This window comes from Mycobacterium sp. PDNC021, from assembly GCF_048282635.1.
GTDB lineage: Bacteria > Actinomycetota > Actinomycetes > Mycobacteriales > Mycobacteriaceae > Mycobacterium > Mycobacterium llatzerense.
This window is the reverse complement of sequence record NZ_CP182502.1, coordinates 2,431,500-2,450,703: the sequence shown is the minus strand read 5'-3', so window position 1 is coordinate 2,450,703 and position 19,204 is coordinate 2,431,500. Positions and strand designations below refer to the sequence as shown.

18 protein-coding genes are annotated in these 19,204 nt (G+C 64.9%); 9 read left to right on the top strand and 9 right to left on the bottom strand.

The features are described from left to right. Window positions 1-106: 106 nt before the first annotated feature. Window positions 107-742 carry a ribosome hibernation-promoting factor, HPF/YfiA family gene (gene hpf / locus ACNO8X_RS11540; RefSeq protein ID WP_166651322.1) on the bottom strand — a complete coding sequence of 212 codons (636 nt, stop codon included), beginning with the start codon at window positions 740-742 and terminating at the stop codon, window positions 107-109. 466 nt (window positions 743-1,208) lie between these two features. Here hpf and ACNO8X_RS11535 point away from each other — a divergent pair, with 466 nt between their 5' ends. Both ACNO8X_RS11535 and ACNO8X_RS11530 read left to right on the top strand, forming a co-directional pair. Beyond that, on the top strand, window positions 1,209-1,898 hold the full coding sequence (locus ACNO8X_RS11535) for a hypothetical protein (RefSeq protein WP_418005384.1): 690 nt from the start codon (window positions 1,209-1,211) through the stop codon (window positions 1,896-1,898). Beyond that, window positions 1,889-2,848 (top strand): hypothetical protein, encoded by a 960-nt coding sequence (locus ACNO8X_RS11530; protein ID WP_418005383.1) that lies wholly within the window; start codon window positions 1,889-1,891, stop codon window positions 2,846-2,848. The genes ACNO8X_RS11535 and ACNO8X_RS11530 overlap by 10 nt, the downstream gene beginning before the upstream one ends. 11 nt (window positions 2,849-2,859) lie before the next feature. On the opposite strand, the gene ACNO8X_RS11525 is transcribed toward ACNO8X_RS11530, so the two are convergent. From ACNO8X_RS11525 to ACNO8X_RS11505, 5 genes are all read right to left on the bottom strand, one after another. Next, on the bottom strand, window positions 2,860-3,489 hold the full coding sequence (locus ACNO8X_RS11525; RefSeq protein WP_418005382.1) for a ComF family protein: 630 nt from the start codon (window positions 3,487-3,489) through the stop codon (window positions 2,860-2,862). 35 nt (window positions 3,490-3,524) lie between these two features. Further along, a complete protein-coding gene (gene lpqB / locus ACNO8X_RS11520) occupies window positions 3,525-5,273 on the bottom strand; it encodes an MtrAB system accessory lipoprotein LpqB (RefSeq protein ID WP_418005867.1) in 1,749 nt (582 codons plus the stop codon). 8 nt (window positions 5,274-5,281) lie between these two features. After that, window positions 5,282-6,934 (bottom strand): MtrAB system histidine kinase MtrB, encoded by a 1,653-nt coding sequence (gene mtrB / locus ACNO8X_RS11515; protein WP_418005381.1) that lies wholly within the window; start codon window positions 6,932-6,934, stop codon window positions 5,282-5,284. Between the two features lie 43 nt (window positions 6,935-6,977). Next, a complete protein-coding gene (mtrA, locus tag ACNO8X_RS11510; protein ID WP_133761546.1) occupies window positions 6,978-7,664 on the bottom strand; it encodes a two-component system response regulator MtrA in 687 nt (228 codons plus the stop codon). A gap of 87 nt (window positions 7,665-7,751) precedes the next feature. Further along, window positions 7,752-8,381 carry a dTMP kinase gene (locus ACNO8X_RS11505; RefSeq protein ID WP_043985943.1) on the bottom strand — a complete coding sequence of 210 codons (630 nt, stop codon included), beginning with the start codon at window positions 8,379-8,381 and terminating at the stop codon, window positions 7,752-7,754. Between the two features lie 98 nt (window positions 8,382-8,479). Here ACNO8X_RS11505 and dctA point away from each other — a divergent pair, with 98 nt between their 5' ends. The 6 genes from dctA to ACNO8X_RS11475 all read left to right on the top strand — a co-directional run bounded on the left by dctA (window position 8,480) and on the right by ACNO8X_RS11475 (window position 15,095). After that, entirely contained in the window at window positions 8,480-9,862 is a 1,383-nt protein-coding gene (dctA, locus tag ACNO8X_RS11500; protein WP_418005380.1) for a C4-dicarboxylate transporter DctA, read from the top strand. A gap of 93 nt (window positions 9,863-9,955) precedes the next feature. Further along, window positions 9,956-10,723, top strand: coding sequence for a WXG100 family type VII secretion target (locus ACNO8X_RS11495; protein ID WP_418005379.1), 768 nt, complete (start codon window positions 9,956-9,958; stop codon window positions 10,721-10,723). Window positions 10,724-10,725: 2 nt separating this feature from the next. Beyond that, entirely contained in the window at window positions 10,726-11,013 is a 288-nt protein-coding gene (locus ACNO8X_RS11490) for a WXG100 family type VII secretion target (protein ID WP_418005378.1), read from the top strand. Between the two features lie 81 nt (window positions 11,014-11,094). Next, window positions 11,095-14,304: a glycohydrolase toxin TNT-related protein gene (locus ACNO8X_RS11485; RefSeq protein WP_418005377.1), complete on the top strand. Its 3,210-nt coding sequence runs from the start codon at window positions 11,095-11,097 to the stop codon at window positions 14,302-14,304. Beyond that, window positions 14,301-14,555 carry a hypothetical protein gene (locus ACNO8X_RS11480; RefSeq protein WP_418005376.1) on the top strand — a complete coding sequence of 85 codons (255 nt, stop codon included), beginning with the start codon at window positions 14,301-14,303 and terminating at the stop codon, window positions 14,553-14,555. The genes ACNO8X_RS11485 and ACNO8X_RS11480 overlap by 4 nt, the downstream gene beginning before the upstream one ends. Window positions 14,556-14,675: 120 nt before the next feature. Continuing rightward, window positions 14,676-15,095, top strand: coding sequence for a hypothetical protein (locus tag ACNO8X_RS11475; protein WP_418005375.1), 420 nt, complete (start codon window positions 14,676-14,678; stop codon window positions 15,093-15,095). A gap of 153 nt (window positions 15,096-15,248) precedes the next feature. On the opposite strand, the gene ACNO8X_RS11470 is transcribed toward ACNO8X_RS11475, so the two are convergent. From ACNO8X_RS11470 to ACNO8X_RS11460, 3 genes are all read right to left on the bottom strand, one after another. Beyond that, window positions 15,249-16,298: a hypothetical protein gene (locus tag ACNO8X_RS11470; protein WP_418005374.1), complete on the bottom strand. Its 1,050-nt coding sequence runs from the start codon at window positions 16,296-16,298 to the stop codon at window positions 15,249-15,251. A 213-nt stretch (window positions 16,299-16,511) separates the two neighbouring features. After that, entirely contained in the window at window positions 16,512-17,336 is an 825-nt protein-coding gene (locus ACNO8X_RS11465) for a transposase (protein ID WP_418001500.1), read from the bottom strand. A gap of 125 nt (window positions 17,337-17,461) precedes the next feature. Then, window positions 17,462-17,806: a transposase gene (locus tag ACNO8X_RS11460; protein WP_418001499.1), complete on the bottom strand. Its 345-nt coding sequence runs from the start codon at window positions 17,804-17,806 to the stop codon at window positions 17,462-17,464. A gap of 92 nt (window positions 17,807-17,898) precedes the next feature. Here ACNO8X_RS11460 and ACNO8X_RS11455 point away from each other — a divergent pair, with 92 nt between their 5' ends. Continuing rightward, window positions 17,899-19,188 (top strand): HNH endonuclease, encoded by a 1,290-nt coding sequence (locus ACNO8X_RS11455; RefSeq protein ID WP_418005373.1) that lies wholly within the window; start codon window positions 17,899-17,901, stop codon window positions 19,186-19,188. Window positions 19,189-19,204: the final 16 nt, after the last annotated feature.

Genomic DNA, 19,204 nt, shown 5'->3' with positions numbered 1-19,204 from the left:
GAACGGATATACGTCAGCGGGTTAGACGTGACCATCGTAGGTGACCGGGGGAATCCGCAGATAAGAGTGCGCCCCCGGCGGTTCGGCCGGGGGCGCACTAGTCGGACTACTGACCCAGTCGGATCAATCCGTAGTCGTAGGCGTGTCGCCGGTAGACCACCGTCGGCCGGTCGCTCTCCTTGTCGTGGAACAGGAAGAAGTCGTGTCCGACCAGCTCCATCTCGTAGAGCGCGTCGTCGACCGTCATCGGGTTGGCGGGGTGCTCCTTGACACGGACCACCTGACCCGGAACGTGGTCATCGAGGTCGGCGGAGGCAGCCTGGCTGGGCGTTGCGGGCAGGTCCTCCGGCGGGACGATGGACGTCGCCTCCGCGAGCCCCACCGGGGTCTTGTCGCCGTAGTGAATCTTGCGGCGGTCCTTGCTGCGCCTCAGCCGGTTCTCGAGTTTGCCGACGGCCGATTCGAGCGCCGCGTAGAAGCTGTCCGCGCACCCTTCGCCACGTACGACCGGTCCACGGCCGCGGGCGGTGATCTCCACGTGCTGGCAGTTCTTGCGCTGGCGTCGGTTCTTCTCGTGGTCGAGTTCGACGTCGAACAGATAGATGGTGCGATCGAAACGCTCCAGTCGGGAGAGTTTCTCGGAAACGTAGATGCGGAAATGTTCGGGGACTTCGACGTTACGGCCCTTGACGACAACGTCGGCGTGCGGTTCGGGCGCAGGCTCGGTGTCGTCGGCAAACATGGTCGAGCGGGCAGAATCCACGGATTGGGTTGACATGCTTAGCAACTCGCTTCTCTCTCGCAGTGCGCGTGTGCGCTTCTTGCACACGGTCTGAACTACGCGCCGAGCGGGTCTGCAAGTCGCCGCAGCCCGGCGCGAGGTGTTGAAGTACTCACCTCCTACCGCTATCAGCGATTTGGTACCGAGTGAATATGCCGGTACCGCCGTGAGGCTTCACGGGTGGTTGCAGCCGACGGTAGTCCGAGTTCACCTAGTCGTGCCACCGATTTCGCATACCGGTTTTGAGAACTTCATATCGAGTTGATGTAGGTACCCCGCGGACTGTGTCCTACCGCCTCAAAGCTCAGGCATGTGCTATTGCGAGCACGGCCGAAACATACGTTCCGGATGTTTGCAGGAGCCGTGACGTCCGGCCAGCCGGACGGCTTGCCCGCCTGAGCGTCGGCGGACCGCTACCCTGACCACTATGTCCTACGCGGACCTCGAACACGCGGTCACGTATCCGTTCGACATCCCCCGCCACTCATTTGCATTCAACCCGCTGACCTGCGCGCCGGATCCGTTCGACCACCGGATGATCGAGGACCGACAACTGGTGCCGGTCGCGGCCGTCGGCTCAAACGCCGCACCGTCGCAATTGGGTCGCAAATTCCCGCCGCACGGAGCGGTGACCCAAACCATCCCGGTCCTCTACACCGAACTTCAGGACTTCGATTCCGTATACGCCGCAAGGGTCTCCAAGTACGGATCGATTCCGGCAACGCCGTACCCGTCACCGGGGACGGTGGTCCGCGTGCACGTCACGTTCCTGAACGAGCGTCAGTTGGAGCGCATGAACAGGACTGAATCGCTCGGGGTGGGTTACGACCTTGTCGAAATGCCAGATGGTTGCTTCCCAGAACTCCCCGGCCGACGGGTTCTGACGTATGTCGCACGGTCGGGAGCGCTACTCATCGGTGGGCACCCTTCCGCGCTGGCGGCCATCTCCGGCCGCAACCGGACCTTCACAGCAATCAGCGAGCGTACAGCCATCAATATTGTCGCTGAGATCCTCGGATTCGACGCAGCCGGACTGGTCGACGCAGTCATCATGGACCGGGAAAAGCACGCGGCACTCAATCTGCAATTGGCGTCCAGGGGGTCTAAATGGCCATAGTCGATTACTCGCCGCAATCCCTGCCTCCGATGACCGTCGGAGCGACGTCCGCTCGAGATCATCAGCGCTTGGGCCAGCCGTACGTCGTCGCGATGTCCCCCGAGTTGGCGAAGCGGGCCTCCGGCCATCTACGGCTGACGTATCTCACCCGCACTTTCGAGTCGGGCAATCGCCTTGGCGTACTCGCTCGCGTCGTCGCCGATCGGAAATGCTCCGGCGCCCAAATGCGTTGTGACCAAACCATCCGGACCGCACTGGGCATGCCGACGATCTTGCCGCCCGTCAACCCCGTCATCGACGGACTTGCCGTCGCGCCCGTCTACGCGTCGTACCGCAATCGGTTACGCAGCGTGAGTAGCGTGATCACCGGACGGCGATACGTCATGCTGCGGGCAGCGCCGCCGAAGCCATCCGACATCGAGAAGGATTTGTGTCGTATCCGGTCCGATGATCTCGCAGCCATCGGAACGAATCCGGGATCTCTGGTACTGCTCTTCGCCGCGAAGACCGACAAGAAGGGCCGCCTGGCACTGTCGATGATTGCCGCCAAGGCGCTCGCGCTCGGGTCTGACGAGATCACTGAACGCCGGCGCGACGAGCAGCAGACACGAGATCAGCTGTGGGACGCCCGGTATCGTTGCGCCAAGAACACATTGGGCGTGGTGGGCGAAGATATCTCGCCAGTGTGGCTCGACAGCGACGCACGTCAACGCCTTGGCGTACAACAACTTTCGCCGATACTCGTTCGACGGGATTCTCGCTCGTCACTCACTCGACAGACCCAGGAGTTCGGCGTCGCCCTGCTGACTTCATTCCTTACGCTGCAAGCAATCATCGCGCCGCTCACCACTCATTGGAATGCCGCAGGGCGGAGTCTCGGCAGCTTTGCCATTTCATTGGTGGGAGCAGGTTCACTGATCGTGTGGCGTCTGCGTACCGACATCCGCTGAATCGGCCGACGTCACGCGTGTGCAATCGCCAGCACGGCCGAAACATACGTTCCGGATGTTTGCAGGACCCGAACCGCCTCCGCCGCGGTCGCGCCCGTCGTCACCACATCGTCGAACACGATGGCCTCCCCCGCCACCGATATCCGCTGCCGCACCCGGCCGTTGATGTTGCGTTGGCGCTCTGCGCTCGACAGACCGACGGAGTCGCGCGTGAACGCCCGCATGGCCAACGCCGGCTCGACCGTGATTCCCGGCAGAGCCGCCGTCGCAGCGCGCGCGATCTTCGCGACGGGGTCACCGCCGCGTCTTCGCGCCGCCAGGGATCTGGTCGGGGCCGGCACCACCGTCAGAGGCGGCACGATCAGGCCCCAGGCCAGCAGGGTCCGCAGAGCCGCAGCGACCGCGTCCGCCAGTGGCGCGACGAGATCGGTCCGGCCGTGCTCTTTGAGTCCCACGACGGCGCGCCTTCGGGCCCCGGCGTAGCGCCCGAGCGCAAAGACCGGCACGCCGGGATCCGCACGGGGCGTGACCACGTGCGGTTCGTCGGGGCGGACGGTCAGTTCGGCCGCGCAGGCAGGACACCAACGGGTCGACGGTGCACCGCAGCCGCCGCATTCGACAGGCAGTACCAGATCGAGCATGGCGTCAGCATGCCGCCGCGGTATGACAGGCAGGCTCAGCCAGGAAGCACGGGCAGCGCGCCCGCGACCATCAGCGGCCGGACATCGGTCCACATCAGGTTGTTGTCCGCTGCCGAACCCGACAGCTGCAGAACCCCGCGCTGGTCGGCGATGTACACCGTCGAGGTGTTGGCCGCCACGATGGACACCGGGGCCACCAGATTCCGTGTGGGCCCATCGGAATTCACGCCGTCGAGGTTGACGTAGGAGACGGGATGCGCGCCGTCGGTGCGGGTCACCACGATGTCGTCGCCGGTGCGCCAGGACAGCGACAGCGCCGTGTTGCCCAGGCCGTAGCCGAGTCGGCGCGGGTAGGTGAGCGCGAGCTGACCGCCCTGGCCCTGCTCGACACTGGCCAGGATCACCTGACCGTTGATCACCATCGCGGCTCGCGTGGCGTCCCGGGACAGCTGCAGCCCGCTGATCGGGCCGGGGAACTTGGTGGCCACGGCCGACGAGTCGACGGGGATGCGGGCGGGTTGGCCCGACGCCGCCTCCTGGATCGCCCGTACGACGTTGGTGCCGTCGACCACGATCCAGATCGCGTCATCGAGCGACCAACTGGGACGCGACAGGGTGTGCGCGTCGAGCGCCTGCGCGGCGTCGCCGTTAACGGGACCCACCCATAGCGACTGCGCCATGTCCGGGGCACCGGGCCGCAATGTCACCACCGAGGCGACCTCCTGCCCGCTGCGCGACAGCGCGGCCGAGGTCTGGCCCGGCAATTGCCCGAAGGCCCCGCCAACCCGCGGCGCGTTGTCGCCTTCCAGGGACACCAGCGATCCTCCGGCCAGGGCATGCAAGCCCGCCGCGGCGCCCGGATCGGCACCCGGATCGGTGGCCGCGACATCGGAGGTGTTCCAGCCTTCGGCGAACCGGTCGTCGAGGGCGGCGCCGTCGGCATTGATCACGTACGGGCCGTTGACCCCGGCCCGGAACAACGTCCAGATGATCTGCGCCGCAAGCAATTGCCGGCTGTGCGGGTCGGTGGTCGACAGGCTCTCGAGGTCGATCCGGGCGCCGCCGTACCCGCGCCCGACACCGGTCTTGCCGCCGTCGGCCCGGGTCACCGGACCACGCAGCCGCAGCGGTGCGGCCATCAGATTCCGGACGCTGCTGGCCATCTCGGGCCGCGGTCCGGACAGCAGCTTGGTGACCAGTTCGGTGGCCAACTGGTCAGGGTCGGACACTGCGACGTAGCGCGGGTCCGGTACGACGGTCTTGCCGGTCGGGTCGACGAAGTAGAGCGTGTCCCGCTTGTAGGTGGACTGGAACTGTTGCCAGTCCAGGAAAACCCCGTTGGGCAGCTTGTCGATGCGCCAGCCCCGCGGCGTCTTCACCAGATCGATGGGACCGGGGTCGGGCAGTGCACCCTCCCCCGTCTCGAACACCCCGACGTCCGACAGCGAGCCCAGGATGTCGGCGTGCATGGTCACCGAAACCTTGTCCGTGCCACGGGTTTCCACGAACACGACGCGGTCGATCAACAGGGCGCTGCCGGCGTCGTCCCAGGAGCGGGACGCCGATTCGGTGAGGAACTGACGCGCGGCCAGGTGCCGGTTCGCGGGATCGGCGGTGGCCTTGAGGAATTCGCGCAGCAGCAGGTCCGGGTCCATGCCCGGCGACGGTGTCGGCAGATTGCGCGGCGCCGGCCGGTCGACCGTGCCCACAGCCTGCGGCGCGGACGAACTGGGCACCCCAGCGCACCCCGTCAACACCAGCAGCAGCACGGCGCAGACCGCCAATGCCCCTTTCACGAGGTCTCCACGGAAGGCAGTTCCCCGGCGGACAGGGCCGTAACCGATTTGGGCCCAGCAGGTTTGAGTGGCAGCGGGCTGGTGGTCACCTTGTGACCCCGCACCAGCGGCAGCGTGAGCCGGAAGCAAGCGCCGTGGCCGGGTTCGCCCCAGGCCTCCAACCGGCCCTGGTGCAGGCGGGCGTCCTCGATGCTGATGGCCAGGCCGAGGCCGGTGCCACCGGAGCGGCGCACCCGCGAGGGGTCGGACCGCCAGAACCGGCTGAACACCATCTTCTCCTCGCCCGGTCGCAGACCCACGCCGAAATCGCGGACCGTCACTGCCACGGTATCCACGTCGGCCGCCATCTTGATCTGCACTGGCTTCTTCTCGGCATGGTCGATCGCGTTGGCGATGAGGTTGCGCAGGATGCGCTCGACGCGGCGGGGATCCACCTCGGCGATGACGGCCTCGTCCGGAAGGTGCACGGCGAGTTTGATATTCGCGTCGTCGGCCAGGTGCCCGACGTTGTCGAGCGCGCTCTGCACGGTGTCGCGCAAGTCGACCGACTCCACCGACAGCTCGGCTACACCGGCGTCGTGCCGGGAGATTTCCAGCAGATCGGCCAGCAGCGTCTCGAAGCGGTCGAGTTCGTTGACCATCAACTCGGTCGAGCGTCGCAGCGCCGGGTCGAGTTCCTCGCTGTGGTCGTAGATCAGGTCGGCAGCCATGCGGACCGTGGTGAGCGGTGTCCGCAGTTCGTGACTGACATCAGAGGTGAAGCGGCGCTGCAGGTTTCCGAACTCTTCGAGCTGGGTGATCTGCTTGTGCAGGCTTTCGGCCATGTCGTTGAACGACACCGCCAGGCGCGCCATGTCGTCCTCGCCGCGCACGGGCATGCGCTCGGTGAGGTGACCTTCGGCGAACCGCTCGGCGATGCGCGACGCTGACCGCACCGGCAGCACGATCTGCCGGGCCACCAGCAGCGCGATGGCCGCGAGCAGGCCCAGCAGCACGATGCCACCGGTGGCCATGGTGCCGCGCACCAGCGCGATGGTGCTCTCTTCGTTGCTCAGCGGAAAGATCAGGTACAGCTCGAGATTGGTGACCTGCGACGACGTCGGGCTGCCGACGATCAGCGCGGGACCGGAGAAGCCGTCGGTGTGGACGGTGGCGTACTGGTAGCTGACCTGTCCGGCTTTGACAAAGTCGCGCAAGGAATTCGGGATTTCCCCCACCGGGCCGGCCGACGTGGCCGCGCGCGGACCGTCGCCGGGGACCACCAGAACCGCGTCGAAGGCACCGGCCAGGCGGGAGCCCGAATCGACCTTGCGGTCGATGAGGGTGTTGCGCGCCAACTGCAGGCTGCTGCCCAGCGAGCGCGTCTCCTCGCCGCCGACGATGCCACTAACGGTGGTTCGGGCGTGCTCGACCTCTTCGGTGCCGGCGCGGACCTTGGCTTCCAGGATGCGGTCGGTGATCTGACTGGTCAGCACAAAACCCAGCACGAGGATGACGGCGAGCGACAACCCCAGAGTCAGGGACACCACGCGCAGTTGTAGCGAGCGGCGCCAGGCATAGCCGACCACCCGGCCGACGGCACCCAGCCCACGCACGAAAGCGCCCGAGCCGAAACCGCCACGGATACGCCGTCGGGATCCCCAGATCACCGGCGCCCTACGGTCTCAGGCTCGGGCTTGACGAGCCGACCGATCACGGCGGTCCGGCCTTGTATCCCACTCCTCGAACGGTGAGCACCACCTGCGGGTTCTCCGGGTCCTTCTCGACCTTGGCCCGCAGCCGCTGCACGTGGACGTTCACCAGCCGGGTGTCTGCCGGGTGGCGGTAGCCCCACACCTGTTCGAGCAGCACGTCACGAGTAAACACCTGGCGCGGCTTCCGCGCGAGGGCGACGAGCAGGTCGAACTCCAGCGGCGTCAGCGAAATCTGCTCACCCTGGCGGGTCACCTTGTGGGCCGGTACGTCGATCTCGACGTCGGCGATGGACAGCATCTCTGCCGGCTCGTCGTCGTTGCGGCGCAACCGCGCCCGCACCCGCGCCACCAGCTCCTTCGGCTTGAACGGCTTCATGACGTAGTCGTCGGCGCCGGACTCCAGGCCCAGCACCACGTCGACCGTGTCGGTCTTGGCGGTCAGCATGACGATGGGCACGCCCGAGTCGGCACGCAGCACACGGCACACGTCGATGCCGTTCATTCCAGGCAGCATGAGGTCCAACAGCACCAGATCAGGGCGCAGCTCGCGGACCGCAGTCAGCGCCTGGCTGCCGTCACCGATGACGGCGGTGTCGAAGCCTTCACCGCGCAGCACGATGGTGAGCATCTCGGCCAGAGATGGGTCGTCGTCGACGACCAGAATGCGTTGCCTCATGGCGTCCATGGTGTCACCAGATCGCGATAAAGCTGTGATCTCCGATGGGTGTTTTGCTTCTTACCTGACAACTTGCTGGTAAACGGCGCAGCCGGGTCAGCCCAGGAGTCGGCCGGCCAACTCCCCCGGGTCGACGTCGGGCGCGACCAAAGCCCAACGCCCGACCCAGTTTTCAGCCGCCAGCGCGGTGTACACCGCGCCCGTGCGACCCTGCAGGCCCCCGTCGCGCTCGTAGGCGTCGCGGGTCCGGGCAGAGTCCTGGGCTTCCCGGCGCGCCGCCCGCTCCGCGGCCAACTCCGTCGGCACATTCAGATAGAGCTGCCAGTCCGGTACCGGCAGCGCCAACCGCTCGAACTCCAGCTGCCGCACCCAGGCGACGACATCCCCGTCCGCGTCCTGGTGCAGTCGGGCCGCGCTGTACGCGGCGTTGGAGGCGACGTACCGATCGAGGATGACGACATCATGCGCGTCGTTCATCGCTGCGATCTCGGCTTTGGCGCCCGCCCGGTCGAGCGCGAACAGCATCGCCATGGCGTACACCGACTCGGCGAGGTCGCCGTGCTGACCATGGAGCGCCTCAGCCGCGATGTCCGCCTCGACCGAACGGCCGTACCGCGGGAACGCCACGGTGGTCACCGACTTGCCGCGGGCTTCGAACTGCGCCCGCAGCCCCTGGGTCAAGGTGTTCTTCCCCGCACCATCGACGCCTTCGATTGCGATCAGCACGTGGCGAGACTAATTGCTGAATTCGATATATCTGCTGCGCGACGTCACAGAAACACGGCAGAAATCGCGCGGTGACGCCTGATCAGTACTTTCGCGCGATGGCGACCAAGATCGAACCTCCCAAAAGCGAGATGATCCGGCTCGCGAACAAGCCACCGTGGTACACGTCGCTCTTCGTGCAGCTGCTCGTCGCGATTGTCGCCGGAATCCTGGTCGGCTGGCTGCAGCCGAAAGTCGGCGCGGACCTCAAGCCGTTCGCCGACGGCTTCATCAAGCTGATCAAGATGCTGATCGCACCGATCATCTTCTGCACCGTCGTGCTGGGTATCGCACACGTCGGCGACCTCAAGTCGGTCGGCCGGATCGGCGTGAAAGCGTTGATCTACTTCGAGGTGGTGACCACCTTCGCGCTGCTCTTCGGGCTGGTGGTCGGCAACATCGTCAGACCCGGGACAGGTTTCCACGTCGACGCCGCCACACTGGCGACCGGGGCCGACGCGATCGCGAAGAAGACCCAGAACAAGGAACTGCCGCACACCGTCGACTTCCTGATGAACATCATCCCCGAGTCGGTGTTCAAGGCGTTCACCGACAACAACCTGCTCCAGGTGCTGTTCTTCGCCGTCCTGTTCGGGCTGGCGTTGGCAAAGTTCGGCGAGAAGGGCCCGCCCGTCATCCTCGAAATCGTCGACCACCTGAGCCACCTGTTCTTCACCGTCATCGGCTGGGTGATGCGACTCGCACCGATCGGCGCGTTCGGGGCGATGGCCTACATCGTCGGCCAGTACGGCATCGGCTCCCTGAGTAGCTTCGCGAAGCTGATCGGCTGTTGCTATCTCGCGGCCGCGCTTTTCATCCTGGTACTCGGGGCCGTCGCGAAGGTCTTCGCCGGCGTCAACCTGTACAAGTTCGTGGTCTACATCAAGGACGAGTTGTTTCTCGCGCTGGGCACCGCGTCCACCGAGGTCGTGCTGCCGCGCATCATGGCCAAGCTGACCAATGCCGGTTGTTCGCGCACCACAACAGGTCTGGTGGTGCCGACCGGCTACTCGTTCAATCTCGACGGAGCGACCCTCTACCTCTCGATCTGTGTGCTGTTCCTGGCCCAGGCATTGGGCGTGAACCTGAGCCTTGGCGAACAGATCACCGCGGTGCTCGTGCTGATGCTGACTTCGAAGGGCATGGCCGGAGTTCCCGGCTCGTCGTTCCTCGCCCTGTCGGCGACCGTCGCCGCCATCGGCCACGGCGCCATCCCGGTCGCCGCGGTGGCCCTGCTGCTGGGCGCCGACCGCATCATGGACTCGATGCGCGTCTCGGTGAACCTGCTGGGCAACTGTGTCGCGACATTCGTGGTGGCCGCATGGGAGGGACAACTCGACAAGGACCGCATGCACAAGGTGCTCGACGGCCAAGACGTTCCACCGCTAGACGACCCTGACCCGATGGCGGATCGGGCCGCACGCAGTCACGGTCCTGCGTAAACACGGAGGCGCGTAATTGCCGCCCTGGCGTACACCGAGGTGGCAATAGACTGAGCAGTCGGCAAGCACTGACTCGCGCCGTAGGGGGGACCTATGGGACGGCCACTCGAACTCGTCCAATCGGAATTTTCGGCTGCCTCGAACAGTCTGAGCCACTCCGCACAGGAATTGCAGGACGGGCTGTCGCGCGTGGACCTGAGCGTTTCTCAATTGCTGGCGTCAGATTGGAAAGGCGACGCTGGATCGGCCTTCCAAAAAGTATGGGACCAGTGGCACAACGGCGCAGGCCAGGTGGTGCAGGGGTTGCAGGCAATGTCGAGCTTGCTCTCGGTGGCCGGACAGCAGTACGGCAACGCCGATGCGCAGGGCGCGGCTGCGATCAACTCGTCCATGGACGGCGGCGGGTCTGCAGGCGGCGGCGGTCCCGCCGCTGCGTCCGCAACAGCCGCTGCGTCGCCAACCGGGGGCGCGTCATCCGGCGCCGAGGGCGGCACGAGCGGTCTGGCCTCGCAGCTGCCCAGCCTTGCCCAACAGATGATGGGTTCACTGGGTCAGGCAGCCCAACCGCTCTCGCAGGTCGGCCAGATGGCTGCCGGGCTTGCGCAGGCGGGCGCACAGATTGCGACCGCGGCGGCCCAAGCTGGACAGCCAGCGGCGCAAGGTGGCGCCGAGAAGGACGCTCAGGAAGCCAAAGACAAGGCCGAGAAAGACGCCGACAAAGACGACGCCGAGAAGGACCAGGACGAAAAGGCCAGCGAGCTCCGGGATGGCGCGGCCGGCGACCCCGCCTCGCCCGGCGCAGCCCCACTGCCGACCTCGACGTCAGACGCTGAACACCGTCGTGAAAACAGGAGAGCCTGATCATGTTCGTGGTGGACCCGGATCAGCTGGCCCACGCCGCCACTGATGTAGAAGCGTTCCACAACAAGGTCAAGAGCGTCTTGGAGGACGTCGAACGGACCATGACCACGTTGCGCGCGTCGTGGCATGGGGAGGCATCCGATGCACAGGCACAGGCACAGCAGCAGTGGAAGACCGGCGCCGAACAGATGGATGAGTCACTTCAGGCTCTGAAGAAGGTCCTGACGGCAGCGCATAAGAACTACTCCGATGCGGTCAAGAACAACGGTCAGATGTGGGGTGGCACATAGCCGGCCGCTACGCCCGGCGGAGCTACCGAGGCCGTCGTGCGAATTGAGGTGGAACCCCAGGCGTTGATCACCGCGGGCGCGATGATCAAGTCAGTCGGCGAGCAATTGGCCGCACTGTCAGGCGCATTGAGCGCTGCTTTCAGCAGCGGCCTGGCCTGCGGAATCGATGGGACCGGTTTGGCATTCGGGCTGAATTACGAGCAGCAGGCCGAGATGTTCGCGACAACGTTGGCCAAGGCCGCCACCGCGTTCAAGAACATCGGATTCATGGTCCAGGTCTCCGGATACAACTATCTCCATGCCGACCAGGCTTCGACGATCGGCGGTCCAGGCCCCAGTGGCAGCCCGGGCGACGTACCCAGCACGACCGACGCACATCTCGACGTACACACCAACATGGGCTTGGTGCCGCCGCCACCGAAATGGTTCCTGGTAGAGCCGCTACTCATGGTGTCAGGGGTCGGAACCGCCTTGGCCGTTGCGATGGCCTGGCCGACCGGCGACTCCGGTCTGATGAAAGTCACTGCCGCGCAATGGCACAACATCAACACTGGGCTGAACGCGTTGCAGAACATGCTGGCTCCGGCCCGCACGTTGATCGCTGCCCAGAAAATTCCTGAGGGTGCCGCCATCTCGTCGGGATTGGACACCCTGGACGGCACCATGAAGCAATTGGTCCAAGACAGCTCGACCATCGCGACAAAGATCGACGAATTCGCGGCCGGCGTCCAACAAGCCCAAGACGGCATCCGCCGCGTACTGGACAGGTTGACATCGTTCAACACCCTCAAAGACCTCCTCACAGGGAAGGGCAAGAAGGTCCTGGAGGAGGTCGCCCGCGATGCCTCGACCCTGCTGAACAACTTTCAGCGGCAAGTCAAGGCCCTCAATAGTGTTCTCGACTTCATCAAAGGCAAGCTCAGTGAATGGGCGGACCGCCTCGAGAAGTGGCTCAAACCGACCCTGATCTCCTTGCTCGGCGAGGAAGTCGGCGGAGCCATCGCCGACTACGCCATCTTCCGAATCGATCTCGCCGTCGGCGTGGTTAACGGTGTCATCGGGACCGTGTCCGGTGTCGTGGCCATGGCCGACCCCGATACTTGGAAAGGCATGGCCGATCTCGCGACTGCACTCGCCGAAGACCCGTCGAAAATCCCCGGCACGCTCAAAGAAATGGGTAAGCAGTTCCTGGCGATCGACGCGATCACCGGTGACCACCCGGGCCGCGGCATCGGCGAGGCGGGGTTCAACATCGCTTCGATGCTCAATCCAAGTAGCGCGGCGTCCAAAGCGGGCATGGCGGGCAAGGTTGCGAGTCGCGTCGGGCGCGCGTTGGATTCAGAGAATCTGGTCAAGCTCGGCGACAAGTTGTCCGACCTGTCGGGAAAGACAACCAAACTCAATGAGCTCGATCATGTCGGCAATCTAGGCGGCCTGGGCTCCAAGATGCCCGAGGTCCCGGAATTCAAACCCGGCGCGATGCCCGGATCTCCGGACGCGCCAAGGGTTCCCACGGTTCCCGACCCGCCTTCCGGCCCGCGCGGGTTCGACGGCGGCTCCCATGATCCACCAGGACCCGACCACACGCCGGTCAAGGGCGACGGTGGTGGTGGTGGTCCTTCCGAGCGACCAACGGGGCCTACAGATTCCGGGCCACGACAGCACGAGGGACCAACCAACCCGTCGTCCAATGGGCCTGCGCATTCCACAGACTCCCCGCGGTCGGGTGACGGTCCACGATCGACAGACGGCCCGCGGTCGACCGAGCCGCCGGCCACAAACCACACACCGTCGGGGGATTCTCCGTCGACCGGAGGCCAGCACTCCCCCGAATCATCAACTCGCCCAAACGGTGCCGACGATGGCCGCACATCGCCCTCACATGACCAGCCAGCAGGTCGCGATGCATCGACGGCCCACGACAGCCCCTCGGCACGCGACACCGGAGGGCACGCGACCAACGACACGGGGCACGGCGCCGATCGCGGCACCCACGATGGCCGTCAGTCTGGTGACCACTCTCCGAATGCCGACCACCGCCCGAACGCCACCGAACATGGCGGCCGGAACGAAAGCCACTCTCCCACTGAGCATCAGCCCACCCACGAACCGCGCACAACCGACTCGGCGCACGACCGCAACGGGCAGCCCACCGATCACTCGCCGGAGCACTCACGGCTGTCGGAGAGCATCCCTGCTGAGCGCCACGACTCCGGCACATCCTCGTCCGGGCTTGCCAACGCGATGGGCGCGGGACTCCACGGTCCTGCCGCCACCCACGGTCCGACGAGCCATAGCCCGAGCGGTGGCCACACACCGCCAGGCAAGCCTGACGGCACGCCGCAGAGTCGGGAAACAACAACTCCGAAAAGCACACCGGCAGAACGTTCACACGAACGGCCAGCCAGTGCCGGCCCGGCACACGAGCGCAACCCAAGTCCGCCGGTCAAACCGACCACGGCACACACCGAGCAGGGCTTCAGTGACAGGGCCCGTGCCGGGGCAGATCCGCAGGCGCGGCAGGAGCCAATTGGGCGAGCACCAGAAAAACCAGTCGCTCACGACGAACCACACAACGAGCGCACGCGTCGATCTGCCGACGAGAACCAGGAAACGCACAGCACGAACCCTGCGGACGGGAGCCATCACGCCTCTGACGATGTCGGCAACCGACCGGACGGCCACTCGCGCGACTACGATGCCAGCGGAAACACGATCCCGACAGATCAGCTTGTCCACCCTCACACAGACCTGCTAGACCATGGACTTCTCGACGACGCAGCATCAAACCCCAGTCGAGTCACTGACGCCCTGTCACCAGGTGCGGCGAGTACACACCCGGAGGTGCAGGCTGTGGTTCCAAACAGTTACGACCCACTAGGCGGGCTTCCGCGGGACGACTGGAATCGCGAATTCTGGCCTACCGGCAATCGGGATGCCCATGGGAATCCCGAGTTAGTGTGGCCCGACCCGCAAGCGCATCCGCAAGGCTTCAGTACGCCAGAAGACCGGACGCCGACCGTGCTGGAACCAGGCGCCGTTTTCGACAGATTCGGTCCTGGATTCGGGCAATTTGGCTCGCCACTGGGCACTACATTCCCTGAGCGTGCGCTACCACCGCACAGCCTCGATGCTGGCTACCATCGCTACGAAGTTATTCGACCTCTACCGATTTGGGAGGGCCCGATTGCCCCCGCGATGGGGCAACTCGGTGGAGGCATTCAGTATTACTTCCCGAATGCAATTGTTGACCTGCTTAATGCCGGCTACCTGAAAGAGGTTCCGCTATGAATCTTACTGAACTTGCAAAAGCACTAGCTTCGATCGGAATTCCGCCGGCTGTGCTGGCACTCGGCGGCCATGCAGATTACTCATGGTGCGTCGAGCAATCCTCCGATGGAATGTGGGAAGTGTATTGGTACGAGCGCGGAGACAAGAATGGCTTGGTCAAATTGAATACCGAAGCGGATGCCTGTTTCCAGCTCTTGGGCCGCCTGACCTACAGCCAGTTGTTGGCTGGCGTCGTCGGGCGAAACAAATAGGTCAAATCGCAAGTCGACACGAAACACTCCGGCTATCGAATCCAGCCGAGGGATTGTGAGTTCCTGAACATCTTGCCTGACCAGGTTGAAGCGTGGGCCAGTCGTGAAGCTCCGCTCGGTATGAGTCGCACCGAGTTCAGGGAATTCAGCTACTCACTCTATGAGGCCATGTCGCGGGGGGGCTTCGGCCCCAAGGACTTGGATATGCGGCTCCAAGGATCGTCTGCGTGCTTCTTTTCTAGGGAACACAAGTCACTACCGACCACTGCCGAAATCGCCACCGGTAGTCAAGCTCTGGACCGAATGCGAACATGGTTCGGCGACGACCCGAACCATCCACTACGCCGCCCATTCGACTCCATGCACCGCCTTGGCATCGAGGACGAGCCCAGTGACTACGACATCCAGCTCTCATCCGATTCGATGGCGAATGCTTGCAGGGAAAGGTGGGAAGCCAACGGCCCCCAAGGAGACTTGACGCATCCGAAGTATGGATACACCAACAAGCGCGTATTTGAGGATCTATTTCCGGTGTTGTGAGAGTGGGCCGGTGAATGGACCGAGCGAATGCAGCTGGCGATTTTGGAAGGGCGGCAACTCATGGCAACGACGTGACGCTCGTAAAGACGCCAGCCACAAGAGCTGGATTCTGTTCTACGCCAGTCAGATTCGACGATATATCATGTCGGACGGCTACAACCCCAACGGCCGCAGCATCAGCTGATCGAGCTCCGGGCCGAGTTCTGAAACGCTGAAGTCCCCTTCGAAATTCACCGCCACCTGGCCGACCTCCAGTTCCGGCGAGGTGCACCAGGCGGTGTCGCCGCCGTTGGTGGTCAACCACAGCATCTGCGTCGACGCGATGCGGTCCTCGGTGTTCCAGTCCGGGATGCCGTCGGGAAAATCGGGAAAGCCCGCCCACGCGGCGAACGTGGACATGTACGACGGCTGCGCCAGCCCGTAGGACTCACCGTCGAGCATGGTGAAACCGGGGTGCACGTCAGTGAGGAACGCACGTACGGGCGCCGGCAAGGTCTCCCAATACGGCGGCGTCGGCCCGGTGTTGAACCGCGGATCCCAACCCACCCAGATGAGCGGATCACCGTCGGCGCCTTCGAAGTAGTACAGCAGCGCGACGCCATCCTCACGCCAGAAACTGACGCGCACGTCGCGCAGCCGCGTACGCAGTGCGTCCGCGAAACCCGGCACCATTGCCAGGAAATCGTCATTCCACCGCGCCAGTGCCAGCTGCACACGCTCGGCAGCATCACCAGACATCGCGATCGCCCCGAACGGACCCGCCATGTCCGGGACCGGGGACTCGAACACCGCCACCTCGTCGGCAGCACACAGCTCCTGCAGCTTGCGCAGCCCGGTGACCGTCGACGGCACCCCGTAGTCGAGTTGGTCGAGCGCAGTCGCGTCCCCGGCGGCCACGGTGGTGACCACGTGGCGCAACTTGGCACGCACGCCTTCCTCCAGCGCCACCTGGTTGGCTTGATAGTCGGAGTCAATGCCACGAAGCCACTGCGCGCTGCGACCGCTCTGCATCCAGTACACCGGACGCGATACCCACTGCATGTTGAACGGCGTGTAGGCCACTCGAGACATCTGCTCAGGGGTCAGCTCGGTGAAGCCGGGGATGTACAGGATTTCGGCGAGCGTGATGATCCGCGCCGCAACCACGGCGGCCTCGAACTTGCCCTTACCGATCGTCGGGGGTACCAACGGCGCTTCGTCCACGTCATCCAACGTAACGGCGAAACCGGAGGGCCCCTGACACGAATTTCGGCCCCAGCCACAGCCGAACCGCGCTTGTCGGTGGCGGGCGGTAGCGTCATAACCGTGGGCGGCGGCCGGGCGCTGAATGCTGCGCGAACGGCCGAATCATGTTGCACCATCGGATAATTCATGCGATTTCACGGTTGCGCTGCACGCCACAACGCGTGTCTTGCGTCAAGAAGTTGGCAGGTTTTGTGGGTTCGTCGAGTTTAGGTAGGCCTGTTTGGGGGTGCGGTCGTCGAGGGCTTGGTGGGGTCTGATGGTGTTGTAGATGGTTCGGAAGTGGTGGGCTTCCATGTCGAGGGCGTCGCCGTCGCCGATGTATCCGCGAAATAGGTGCTCGTATTTAAGGGTGCCGAAGAACCGTTCGATGACGCCGTTGGTTTGTGGGGATTTGATCCGGGTTCGGACGTGCCGCAGCAGTGGGTCGGTGTGGTCGGCGAACAGTGCCCCGAAGTCCTTGCCGCGGTAGCAGGGGCCGTTGTCGGTGACGATGGCGATCGGTGCGGGTGTCTGGCCGATGATGTTGTCGTGGGCGTCGAGGACGTCCATCAGGGCGCGGTCATCGCGTAGGTCGTCGATAGCCAGGACGCGTTGGGCTTCGTCGATGGCCAGTTGTATGCAGCGCACGGCATCGATGCCGCGGCTGGTGGGGGTGACGGTGATCGCCAGGCAGTATTTGGTGGCGTAGTCGATGACGGCACTGATCCTCCAGATGCCGCCGTTGGTGGTTTCGAATTCGGAGAAGTCCGTCTGCCAGACCCGGTTGCGTTCGGTGGGTGGGTCGCGGAACACTTTGCGGCGCAATATCGCCCAGGATTTGCGGTCGGCGCGAAATCCCTGGGGCAGCAACAAGCCTCGTCGTTTCAGTGCTCGTTGCACTGAGGAATTGGTGACGTCGTGGCCGTCGGCGCGCATCATGGCGGCGATCTTGCGGTAGCCCCAGGCTGGCCACGCTTCGGCGTATTTGGCAGCCAGGCCTTCGACGCGATCAACCACCGGCGCCGGCCACGGACCTCTATCCGCAGCGCCATGACGCAATCGGGCCAACCGCCGCCGGTAGGTGCGTTCGGGGATGTCTGCCAGTACCGCGAACCTCGAAACCGGCAGCCCCGCCGCCTCTCTTAGGGCTTCGAGGTCTTGGAAGGGACCTGATCGATCAGCGCGGCACCGCGCTGCCAAATCCGAAGCTGCACCGTGGCTTCGGCCAGCGCCAGTTTGAGTTGCTCGTTTTCGATCTGCAGGCGCCGCTGTTCGGGTGTGCCCTTAGCCCCGGCCGGGCCGCTGGGCACCTCCTCAAGCCGCTCGGCGCCAGCGGCTAAAAACTGATGCTTCCACTTCGTCACGGTTTCACGGCAGACCCCGCTGCGGCGTGCGGCCTCCCCGCACGTCATTTCGTTGGCCAACACGGCCAGCACCAGTCGGGTCTTTTCTTCGGCAGGGATCTTCGTCCGTCGCGATCTGGCCATGACTCACTCAACCTCCTGAACCCTGGCCTCGTTGTGGATAACGCGACCCTGCCAAAAAGTTTGAGTCAGTAGACGCGAGTATTATCGAACATATGTGCGAGGTCGTGTTCGACATCGATCCCGACGCCACCGAGGCGGCGTTGGTCGATCAGCTCGCCGCGATGAGCCGCACCACCTCCAGCATCGCGGCAGCCCAAGCTCAGGTGACCGCATTGCTGCAAGCCAAGCGCACAGCACGCGAAGCCGCAGAGGACGTGCCGGCGTCTCAGCGTGGCAAGGGCCTCGCCACCGAAATCGGACTGGCCCGCCAAGCCTCGCCGTGGCACGGCGCCAGGTACCTGAAGATGTCCCGCATCCTGGTCGACGACATGCCGCACACGATGGCCGCACTGGCCGGCGGAATGCTCACCGAGCACCGGGCCATGATCATCGCCGGCCACGCGGAGTGCCTGTCACCCGAGAACCGGCGGGCACTCGACGCCGAACTATGCGCCGACCCGGCCAAACTAGAAGGCAAAGGCGACAAGAAGATCCACGCCGACGCCGGGCGCATCGCATTCCGGCTCGACAGCGAGGCCGTCCTGGCCGCCATGAGCCGCCACCAATGCGACCGCACCGTCACTGTGCGTCCCGCGCCCCACGGCATGGCATATGTCACGGCACTGCTCACCGCCGCCGAAGCCTGCACCGTGCAGCAGGCACTGCAACAGGATGCGGCCGACGCAGCCGCCGAATCGATCGCCAGCGGTGGCGGACTCGGCAGCCGCGGACAGCTGTTGGCCGACGCGTTCTACCGCCGCACCACCGGTCGCGACGTCGGGGCCGCCGTCCCCATCACCATCAATCTGGTGCTGTCCGACGAAAGCCTGCTGGCCCAGGGCACCGAACCCGCGATCCTCGACGGCTACGGCCCCATCCCAGCGGCCGTGGCGCGCCAGATGATCTGGGCCACGGTGGTCGACCCGGATACCGACGCCGCGGTGCGCAGGCTGTACGCCAACCCGGCCACCGGCAACCTCGTCGCCATGGAATCACGGGCGCGCGCATTCCCGAAGGGCCTCAAGTGGCTCATCAAACTGCGCGACCAAACCTGCCGCACCCCCTACTGCGACGCCCCCATCCGCCACATCGACCACGTCAACCCACACGCCGCCCATGGCGCCACCAGTGCCCACAATGGCCAGGGACTCTGCGAGAGGTGCAACTACACCAAGGAACAGCCCGGGTGGCAGACCAGAACCATCTATGACCAATACGGTCGGCACACGACCGAGGTCATCACACCTACCGGCCGGACCTACCGCAGCACCGCGCCACCGACCCCCACCGGTGCCCGGGTGCTCACCAGCGACGTCCACATCGTCAGAATCCACGCTGCCTGAACCGGGGGCACACCAG